Origin of the sequence: Flavobacterium sp. 245 (assembly GCF_004362055.1) — a bacterium.
In the GTDB taxonomy this organism is placed as follows: domain Bacteria; phylum Bacteroidota; class Bacteroidia; order Flavobacteriales; family Flavobacteriaceae; genus Flavobacterium.
On record NZ_SNXB01000008.1, the window covers coordinates 260,569 to 269,922 of the forward strand.

Sequence of the window (9,354 nt, forward strand, 5' to 3'; positions counted from 1 at the left end):
CAAAAAGTCTATATTCTACGGGGCTTCAAGATGCTAATTATGCTTTTAAAATGTTCATTTGCAATAAATTAATTATTGTATGAAAATCATTTCAAATTTTCGCCGTTGTTAAAAACTACAGCGAATTGTGAATAAGTTTGACTTTCATTTTTGGCAGTAATTGACAATCTTTGTAGTCTACTGAATTAGTAAAGTTTCAGTATAAAAATTAAACAAAAATTGTCATGTCACAAGTCGAACCAATATTACAAGAAAATAAAAATCGTTTCGTTATTTTTCCAATTAAACATCATGATATTTGGGAATGGTACAAAAAGATGGAAGCAAGTTTTTGGACTGCGGAAGAAATCGACTTGCACCAAGATTTGACTGACTGGAATAACAAATTAAATGATGATGAAAGATATTTCATCAAACACATCCTTGCATTTTTTGCTGCTTCTGACGGAATCGTAAATGAGAATCTTGCTGAGAACTTTGTAAACGAAGTTCAATATGCTGAAGCGAAGTTTTTCTATGGTTTCCAGATCATGATGGAAAACATTCACAGTGAAACCTATTCTTTGTTGATTGACACTTACGTGAAAGACGAAGCTGAAAAAGCAGAATTATTCAATGCTTTAGAAGTTTTCCCTGCAATTGCTAAAAAAGCAGAATGGGCTTTAAAATGGATCGAGTCGGATTCATTTGCTGAAAGACTTATTGCTTTTGCTGCTGTTGAAGGTATTTTCTTCTCTGGTGCATTCTGTTCAATTTATTGGTTGAAAAAACGTGGCTTAATGCCAGGTTTGACATTCTCAAATGAATTAATTTCTCGTGACGAAGGTGTACATTGTGATTTTGCAGTTCATTTGCATAATCATCACTTAGTAAACAAAGTGCCTAAAGACAGAATCAAAGAAATCATTGTTGATGCTCTTGATATCGAAAGACAATTTGTAACAGAATCGCTACCGGTAAGTTTAATTGGTATGAACGCGACTTTAATGACGCAATACTTAGAATTTGTTGCCGACAGATTATTAGTAGAATTAGGTTGTGAGCGTGTATATGGATCAGCGAATCCGTTTGATTTCATGGACATGATCTCTCTTCAAGGAAAAACTAATTTCTTTGAAAAACGTGTTGCCGAGTATCAAAAATCGGGTGTGATGAACACAGACAGCGATGCTCAAAAAATTTCATTTGACGCAGATTTTTAGAACAACAGCATTTATTAATTTCAGCTGATTTTATCTAAGGCTTTAATTAATTATTTACAGAACATTTTTTTAGGTTGAATCTCTATCACCCAAATCGGAGATTTAATAGCAATTTTAACGGCTTTTCGGTTTGATATTCAAATTGGAAAAGGGCAACTATTGAGAATCCTGTAATTCTCGAAAAATAATTTAAAAACACGCAATGTTTAAGTACTGGAATTCGTTTTCTAGATGCTTTCATTTTTTCAATAACTATAAATAGTAAGCTTATGTATGTAGTAAAAAGAGATGGCCACAGAGAGCCCGTAATGTTTGATAAGATTACAGAAAGAATCAAAAAATTGTGTTACGGCTTGAATGAGCTCGTAGATCCAGTAAAGGTAGCGATGAGAGTTATCGAGGGATTGTATGATGGGGTTTCTACTTCTGAATTAGATAATCTTGCAGCAGAAACGGCAGCTTCTATGACTATTGCGCATCCTGATTATGCTCAATTGGCAGCGCGTGTGGCAATTTCAAACCTACATTCAAATACAAAAAAATCGTTCTCAGAAACGATGAAAGATATGTATCACTACGTAAATCCAAGAAATGGACAAGAAGCGCCATTGCTTTCGGATGAAGTATTTAAAGTGATTCAGGAAAACGCTGCGTTTTTAGATTCTCATATCATCTATACAAGAGATTTTAATTACGATTACTTTGGTTTTAAAACTTTAGAGCGTTCTTATCTTCTTAAAATAAACGGAAAAATTGTTGAGCGTCCGCAACACATGTTAATGCGTGTTTCTGTTGGTATTCACTTAGACGATTTAAAATCGGTTATTGAAACTTACGATTTAATGTCCAAAAAGTTCTTTACGCATGCAACACCAACGTTGTTCAATGCCGGAACTCCAAAACCTCAAATGTCTTCTTGTTTCCTTTTGGCAATGCAAGATGATAGTATTGACGGAATTTACGATACTTTAAAACAAACGGCTAAAATTTCGCAATCAGCGGGAGGAATTGGTCTTTCTATTCATAACGTTCGTGCAACAGGATCTTATATTCGCGGTACTAACGGAACTTCAAACGGAATTGTGCCAATGTTGAGAGTGTTCAACGATACGGCTCGTTACGTAGATCAAGGTGGTGGAAAACGTAAAGGTAGTTTTGCGATTTACATCGAAACCTGGCATGCTGATATCTTTGAATTTTTGGATTTGAAGAAAAATACAGGAAAAGAAGAAATGCGTGCGAGAGATTTATTCTTCGCAATGTGGACTTCAGATTTATTCATGAAACGTGTACAGGAAGATACAACATGGACTTTAATGTGTCCTAACGAATGCCCTGGATTATATGACGTTTACGGAGATGAATTCGAAGCTTTATATATGGATTACGAATTTAGAGGAAAAGGTAGAAAAACCATTCGCGCACGTGAATTGTGGGAGAAAATCCTTGAATCACAAATCGAAACTGGAACGCCTTATATGTTGTACAAAGATGCAGCAAACCGTAAATCGAATCACAAGAATTTAGGAACTATTCGTTCTTCTAACTTGTGTACTGAGATTATGGAGTTTACCTCTAAAGATGAAATCGCTGTTTGTAACTTGGCTTCTATTTCGTTGCCAATGTTTATTGAAAACGGAAAATTCGATCACCAAGCGCTTTACAATGTTACAAAACGTGTAACTCGTAACCTGAACAAAGTAATCGACAGAAACTATTACCCGGTAAAAGAAGCTGAAAACTCTAACATGCGTCACCGTCCAGTTGGATTGGGAGTACAAGGTTTAGCAGATGCTTTTATTATGTTGCGTTTGCCATTTACTAGTGATGAGGCTAAAACATTAAACCAGGAAATTTTCGAAACTTTATACTTCGCAGCTGTAACCGCTTCTATGGAAATGGCGCAGGAAGAAGGTCCATATTCTACATTTGAAGGTTCTCCAATGTCTAAAGGAGAATTCCAATACAATATGTGGGGAATGAAAGATGAAGAATTATCTGGTCGTTGGGACTGGGCTTCATTAAGAAAAGAAGTAATGGAGCATGGAGTTCGTAACTCATTATTAGTTGCCCCAATGCCAACGGCTTCGACTTCTCAAATTCTTGGAAACAACGAAGCTTTTGAGCCATATACATCAAACATTTACACACGTCGTGTATTGTCTGGAGAATTCATCGTGGTAAACAAACATTTACTGGAAGACTTAGTAAAACTTGGTTTATGGAACGAAGATTTGAAACAAGAAATCATGCGTCATAACGGATCTGTTCAAAATATTGACATTATCCCACAAGACTTAAAAGAATTATACAAAACAGTTTGGGAAATGTCGATGAAAGATATTATCGATATGTCTCGTCAGAGAGGTTATTTCATTGATCAATCACAATCGTTGAACTTGTTCATGCAAGATGCAAACTATTCTAAACTAACGTCAATGCACTTCTACGCTTGGCAGTCTGGTTTGAAAACAGGAATGTATTACTTAAGAACAAAATCAGCAGTTGATGCGATTAAATTCACATTAAACAACGATAAAAAAGAGGAAACAGCTCCAGCTTTAGTTGCAGAAACAGAAGAGATCAATATCGAGGATTATAAAGCGATGTTGCTAAAAGCACAAGCTGCAGGTCCTGAGGATTGTGAAATGTGTGGAAGTTAATCTTTTTAAGAACTTAAATAAAAGAATATTGGTAAAAAGGGCTTCTTAACAAGGAAGCCTTTTTTAAAGAATTAATTTTTAAATTTATAGTTGAGATAAAGAAAAGACATAAAAAAAGGGACATCTATGACATCCCTAACTTGGTAAAACTTAATTAATTTGGATCCGACCCCTAATTATAAGTTATATACAGAAGGTAAGGTTATCTCACCTGCTTATTTTATTCTTCAAAAGTATAAAATTCGAATCTTCTTTCCAAGTTAAATGTTGTAGAAAATTATAAATGACTTAAACCTTATAGATATAATTCGTTCTATAGGGGTTTAATGGATTACTTATTACAAACAATTTTACATTTAATATTACTATCTATTTATATTAAGTTGCTTTAATTACTAAAGATGAAAAATTAGTTTAAGAAATTAAACAAATACTGATTTTTTGGCTTATTGAGCAAAAGCTTCAGATATAAATATGATTAAATACACTATCAACTTTATGAAAGATTATAAGAGATTAATAAATAATATACAAAAAAGGAATAATCCTGAAAATATAGCAATAACTGAATCTTTTTCGCGCGAATTATCTACTATTTCATATAGTGATGTATTGAAATATATAAGGTATGCTATGAAAGGAGTGGAAGAAGAATACACTAAAAAAAGTAAATTAGCAGGTGAAAGAGTTCAGAATCATCTAAAAGAAAAACTTACAGATGTTGTGTTTAGATATCAAGGATCAGTTATGACTAACACTCATATACGTGGAGCTAGCGATATTGATTTACTAGTAATATGTGATAAATTTTACACATTCGATAGATCATCAATTGAAACAGTTTTGAGAACCGAAAGCTTGAAGGTTCAGTTATATTCTACTCAAATACAAAAATTGCAAAATGAAATTAATAATGCTGGATATTCCGGAAATGCAATTGAAGATTTAAAGAAAAATCGAAAAGAATCTGAGTCTAAACTATTAGAAAAATATGACATATGTGATATTTGTCATCCAAAAGCAATAAAAATTACAAATCAAAATTTAAGTAGGGATGTTGATGTAGTAATAGCAAATTGGTATGATAATGTTACAGCTGTATTAAAAGATAAAGAGTCTGATTACAGAGGTATACAGGTTTATAATAAGGATATTAATTCAAAAGGGAATCCTGATTACCCTTTCCTCAGTATTTCAAGAATAAATGATAGAAGTTGTGTTACTGCTGGAAGATTGAAGAAAATGATTAGGTTTTTGAAAAATTTAAAAGCGGATTCTGATCATGAAATTAATTTGTCAAGTTTTGATATTAATGCAATATGCTATGATGTCAATATTGATAAGTATATAGACAAAAGCTTTTATGAATTAGTACCGGTTTTGTTTTATCAATTGAAAAGCTTGTCAGAAAATAAAGAACATTCTGAAAGACTAAAGTCAGTAGATGGAAATGAAGATATTTTTAAAAATAAGCCTGAAAAACTAGAGGCATTGAGAAAAATAATGACAGAGATGGTTTCGGTTTTAGCAGATTTAAAAATGCTTGTTGCGATATGAGAAAGAAAAGAATATTTATAGGTTCATCTTCAGAAGAATTATTAATTGCGGAGTCAGTTAAAAAAATGCTTGAGCCAGAATTTGAAGTTGTTATTTGGAATGATACAGTATGGGATACCTCTGTTTTTAAAATAAACAATAATTTTCTTCATGATTTATTGAAAGCGACTTTGCAATTTGATTATGGTATATTATTAGGCACTACTGATGATAAGGTATTAGTGAGAGAGTCGGAAGTTTTACAATCGAGAGACAATATTCTTTTTGAATTGGGCCTTTTTATGGGGCGTTTAGGATTGTCTAAGTGCGCATTCGTTGTAGAAAAAGAGCTAAATATCCTTTCAGATGTTAAGGGGATTTCACTTGCAAGATTTAGCAAAAAAGATACTAATAGCTTGATTTCTGCTATTTCAACAGTTGCTAGTTTGTTTAGAAGTCAAAATGATTCATCGATTAATTTTTTTCCTTCGTCAACTTTGGCATCGGTATATTTTGAAAACTTGATTTCTCCAACAAGTAGATATTTAATTGAAAACGGAGGTTTTGAAGAAGGAGGAGTTAAATATGAAGATTGTGTGATTAAAATTATTATTCCAAGTAAATTAAACAGCGATTTGAATTTGCAATTTGAAAAAATCAAAAAGAAGCGATCAACTAAAAGCGTGTCTTTTAGTTATGCAGGTAGACCCCGATATATAAATCTTGAAACTGAAATACAATATGGGAAGTTGATTTTTATTGATTTTCCTACAATTTTAACAGGGATTAATTATGCGATTCAGAATTTGTTGCCAAATGATTTTAATTCAATGAGTCAGGATTATGAGTTGATTTTAAGTAGAGAATTAGAAAAATTTGTTATTACTGTTAAGGATTTAGCATTAAGAAATGGGTTTGATGAAATGATACAATTTGAAAGAATTGAATAGTAAAAAAAGCAGTTATTATGAAAGTAATAACTGCTTTTTTTAATTGCCTATTTAAAGATATAGCCCGTGGTTTAAACCACGAGCTATATTGAATATTATTTGGACAATATTCCCAAAAATTTCCCGTTGAAATTATTACCAAAGATTTTTAAAACTTAGCATCTCAGTAACTAAGTAACTTAGCATCTTTCTCTAAATTAAACCTTTAAGAGAAAGTAAAGTCTTATTGTAATAATTTCTGCATCATGAAAAAAAGCAATCTTTGGTCATTACGATTAGGTTTTTCAGGAAAACAAGCAATTCAAATCGAAAAACTAGGATTAGAAAAATTTCTAAAACATTCCTATGATTCAAAATTCGACAAAGAAATTCCTGCTTTTTTAGATGATGATCCAAAAACACTTCTGGAGCTTAAAGCATTGCGCGAATCCATAAAAACCGCCGATACTGAATTCAAAAAGAAAATTCTCAAAAAAGAAATCTATTCGAATGTAGAATTGAAAAAATGGTGGATTTCCAAAATGCGAAATGACGAATTTCCATTAAGAGAGAATATGGTTTGTTTTTGGCACAATCACTTCGTTTCTACTTCCCAAAAAGTAAAAGTAAATTACTGGATTTACCAGCACAATATGATTTTGCGCGAACATGCTTTTGGAAATTTCAAGGAATTGACAAAGCAAATTGTGAAATCAAATGCCATGGTTCGGTATTTAGACAATGTCGATAATAAAAAAGGCAAATACAATGAAAATCTAAGTCGGGAATTACTGGAATTATTCACGATCGGAATTGGGAATTATTCTGAAAGCGATATCAAAGAAGGCGCGAGAGCATTAGCTGGGTTAAATTATGGAGATAATGGTGCGGTTTACAGAAAAAATATAGAAGATAATAGCGATAAAACCTATTTCGGAAAAACCGGAAACTGGAAATCTGATGATTTGGTTGATATTATTTTTGAGCAGAAAAACATTCCCTATTTAATTACCCGAAAAATCCTGAAATGGTTTGTTTATGATAATCCTTCAGAAGATTTGGTAGCATATTACGGAGATTATTTCAGAAAAGTAAAGTTTGAAATCCAACCTTTGCTGACTAAAATTTTTACCGAAGAATATAAAAAAGAGAATTCCGGAACTAAAATCAAAAATCCGCTGGTTTATATTCTACAGCTTTTAGAAGAATTGCATATTGATGATTTGGATGATGCCATGATTATGTTCTTCTTGAAACAACAAGGAATGGATTTCTACAATCAAGTAAATGTGAAAGGTTGGGATGGTGGAAACTCCTGGCTGACTTCGCAAATTTACTTGCAACGCAACAATACTTCCGATTTGCTTTGCAGCGGAAGAAGCATCACCAGAAGAGTCTTGAACACAATGAATTCTGAAAATGAAAAGCCAAAAACAGAATTCGAGAAAATCAATGTAAAAATTGATTTTGACACTGATGGAAATAATAAAACCATTATCACTGAATTATCAGACAGATTGTTATTTAAAGTAAACGATTCCATGCAAAAAGACATGGAAAATTTGCTGAAATATGATTTCGACCCAAAAGAGCCACACGCCAATTTCGCGGTAGCAAGACTCTTTAATTACATCACAAAATTGCCGGAATATCAATTAGTTTAAAAATTGAAATTATGAACAGAAGAAATTTTCTAACATTAACAGGGACATTCACAGGCGGATTGCTTGTGCTTCCTGATTTTTTGCATGCTTTTGGTTCACAAAATAATTTGGTAACCGGCGAGCAATGTATTGTTTTTGTACAACTGAATGGAGGAAATGACGGATTGAATACTTTTATTCCGTACGATAATCCGTTGTATTATGATTTGAGAACGAAAATTGCTTTAAGTAAAGATCTTGTGATTGGAAAAAACAAAGGCATGGCATTTCATCCTTCGTTAAAAGACTTTGCTCAAATGCAACAGAATGGAGATTTAACCGTAATTCAGAATGTTGGCTATCCGGAACCTATTCGTTCTCATTTTAGAAGTCAGGAAATTTGGCAAACCGCAGCAGATTCTAACAAATATATAAACGAAGGCTGGTTAGGCAGGTATTTAGATTTGCAATGCAACGGACATCAGGCTACGGCGGGAATCAATCTGGATTCTATTGATAATTTGGCTTTGAAAGGAATCGAACCTAATTTTATTACGGTAAAAGACCCAAACCGATTTAAAGTAAAATCAGATAAAGATGAAAATGTGACTTTGTCTAATAATCCACAATTAGATTTTGTTCGAAAAATCGCCAATTCGGTTACAGAAGGCTCTGATGAAATCCAGAAAGCATTAGCAAAATCTAAAACAGAAATCAGTTATCCAAAAACGGGATTATCTAAAAACCTCGAATGGATTGCCCGATTGATAAAAGGAAACCTGAATTCAAAAGTGTATTATACATCACTTGGAGGTTTTGATACGCACGACAATCAATTGGCGATTCACGAAAGAAAACTGACTGATTTGAATGATGCCCTGTACAGCTTTTATCAGGATTTAAAACAAGCGCAATTGATGCAGAATGTTACAGTTGTGGTTTTCTCCGAATTTGGGCGACGAGTAAAAGACAACGGAAACGGAACAGACCACGGAACTGCAGCACCAATGTTTATTATTGGAGGAAACAATAAAGGAGCGATTTTAGGAAATAACCCAAATTTAGCCGACTTAGATAACGGCGATTTTAAACATGAGATTGATTTTAGAAGTGTTTATGCTTCTTTATTAAAAGAAAAAATGAATTTCGATTATTCTAAAATTGGGATTAGGAATTCGCCGGTTTCGGGGTTGTTTTGATTGATTATCCGCAATCTTGTCATTCCGAGGAACGAGGAATCTCCGCAAGTAGCTCGACAAAGATTGAAGAGTTTCTATGCGGAGTTTCTTGCGGAGATTCCTCGTTCCTCGGAATTGTAAAAGTCACTTATTTCGGTAACGGATTTATCATTTCGATTGGCTTTTTTCCATCAATACCTTGA

At 33.0% G+C, this 9,354-nt stretch carries 6 protein-coding genes; all 6 read left to right on the forward strand.

The window, feature by feature from the left end:
- The first annotated feature begins 224 nt into the window (after positions 1 to 224).
- Complete coding sequence (locus EV145_RS16380) at positions 225 to 1,202, forward strand: ribonucleotide-diphosphate reductase subunit beta (protein WP_133526273.1); 978 nt, start codon at positions 225 to 227, stop codon at positions 1,200 to 1,202.
- 269 nt (positions 1,203 to 1,471) lie between these two features.
- On the forward strand, positions 1,472 to 3,865 hold the full coding sequence (locus tag EV145_RS16385) for a ribonucleoside-diphosphate reductase subunit alpha (RefSeq protein WP_133526274.1): 2,394 nt from the start codon (positions 1,472 to 1,474) through the stop codon (positions 3,863 to 3,865).
- Between the two features lie 498 nt (positions 3,866 to 4,363).
- On the forward strand, positions 4,364 to 5,422 hold the full coding sequence (locus tag EV145_RS16390; RefSeq protein ID WP_133526275.1) for a nucleotidyltransferase domain-containing protein: 1,059 nt from the start codon (positions 4,364 to 4,366) through the stop codon (positions 5,420 to 5,422).
- The gene (locus EV145_RS16395; protein ID WP_133526276.1) at positions 5,419 to 6,351 is read left to right on the forward strand and encodes an STING domain-containing protein; all 933 of its coding nucleotides are present in this window, start codon (positions 5,419 to 5,421) and stop codon (positions 6,349 to 6,351) included. The genes EV145_RS16390 and EV145_RS16395 overlap by 4 nt, the downstream gene beginning before the upstream one ends.
- Positions 6,352 to 6,596: 245 nt before the next feature.
- Positions 6,597 to 7,994 carry a DUF1800 domain-containing protein gene (locus EV145_RS16400; protein WP_133526277.1) on the forward strand — a complete coding sequence of 466 codons (1,398 nt, stop codon included), beginning with the start codon at positions 6,597 to 6,599 and terminating at the stop codon, positions 7,992 to 7,994.
- Between the two features lie 11 nt (positions 7,995 to 8,005).
- Entirely contained in the window at positions 8,006 to 9,172 is a 1,167-nt protein-coding gene (locus tag EV145_RS16405; RefSeq protein ID WP_133526278.1) for a DUF1501 domain-containing protein, read from the forward strand.
- Positions 9,173 to 9,354 lie beyond the last annotated feature (182 nt).